The organism is Bacillus cereus group sp. BfR-BA-01453, assembly GCF_022662915.1.
GTDB lineage: Bacteria > Bacillota > Bacilli > Bacillales > Bacillaceae_G > Bacillus_A > Bacillus_A paranthracis.
This window is the reverse complement of sequence record NZ_JAKUEN010000040.1, coordinates 1-1,497: the sequence shown is the minus strand read 5'-3', so window position 1 is coordinate 1,497 and position 1,497 is coordinate 1. Positions and strand designations below refer to the sequence as shown.

The following is a 1,497-nucleotide window of genomic DNA, read 5'->3' as shown; positions in this document are numbered from 1 at the left end:
TGAACTGTACCCCGAATCATGGACACTAAAAAAAAGCCCCATGATTCGGGGTTTTTGTGTATTTTTATCAAAAAACCTCGTTATAATGGAATCAACGATAGAAATGAGGTACGGAGAATGAGTAAAATTATTTTTAACGAGATTCAAATGAAACAGCTAGAAAAAAATAAAAATGTATTAAAAGCGTCGGAACGTTCGATTAGCTATTGTCCTGATTTCAAAATAAGAGCGGTAAAAGAAAATCAACAAGGAAAAGGTCCTAGCCAAATCTTTTTAGAGAATGGGTTTGACTTAGCTGTGATTGGTGAGAAGAAACCAAAACAATGCTTGAAACGCTGGCGAAGAACCTTTGAACAATTTGATGAAGAGGGCTTTTATACAGAACGCCGCGGGAAAGGAAGCACGGGACGCCCTTCGGAAAAAGCTCTCTCTTCTGATGAAAAATTAAAAAAAGCGGAAGCACGTATTGCGTTTTTAGAAGCGGAATTGACATTCCTAAAAAAGTTAGACGAACTCGAAAGGCAGGCGTTACAGAAGAAGCGTTAACACCACGAGAAACATACGCACTGATTGAACAAACCATACGTCGCTTCCAATTCCCACGTATGGTGCGTTACCTTTGTACACTGGCTGGGGTAAGTCGGAGTGGATACTATGCGTGGCTTCATCAGTCAGATAAACATCTAGAAAAAGAACGTAATGATGAAACAGATTATGAATGGATCCAAGAAATTTTTAATCGAAAAGGAAAAATATGTGGTGGTCGTTCTATCAAAATGGTGTTGGAAAAGACAAAAGGAATTTGTATGAATCTCAAGCGTATTTACCGTATTATGCGTAAATATAATCTTGTGACAAAGATTCGCCGAGCAAACCCTTATAAACACATCGCAAAAGCGACACAAGAACATAAAACATGTCCGAACCTTTTAAATCGCCAATTCAATCAAGAAGAGCCTGAAAAAAGTATGTTAACCGATATTACCTATTTATTTTATGGACAAGGAAAGAAGGCTTATTTATCATGTGTAAAAGACAGTACAACACGAGAGATTTTAGCCTATCATGTCTCCTCTTCTTTACAAATGGATATCGTCTATCAAACATTAGATAACTTGAAAGAGAGATTAGGAGAAGTCATCCATCCTGAAGCGCTTCTACATTCAGACCAAGGTATTCATTATACACACCCTGAATTTCAGAAACGTGTAAGAGAAATGGGGATCAAACAATCTATGTCCCGTAGGGGCAATTGTTTAGACAACGCACCAATGGAATCCTTCTTTGGTCATATGAAAGATGAATTAGATTACAAAGATTGTCAAACCTTTGAATCCCTTGAGCTCAACATAAAGGATTATATGGAGGAGTATAATTATAATCGTTATCAGTGGACATTAAAAAAGATGGCTCCGATCGAATATCGGAACCATCTTTTAAGTGCTTGATTTTTCAGGGCTTTTTTATTAAACTGTCCATTTTATAGGGTACAGTTCA

At 37.1% G+C, this 1,497-nt stretch carries 1 protein-coding gene; it reads left to right on the top strand.

What is annotated here, in order from left to right:
* Positions 1-117: 117 nt before the first annotated feature.
* Positions 118-1,448, top strand: a protein-coding gene (locus MR070_RS26780) for an IS3 family transposase (RefSeq protein ID WP_242262298.1) whose coding sequence is annotated in 2 segments (ribosomal slippage) — positions 118-505 and positions 505-1,448 — 1,332 coding nt in all. Because the reading frame shifts where the segments join, the coding sequence is not laid out codon by codon here.
* Positions 1,449-1,497 lie beyond the last annotated feature (49 nt).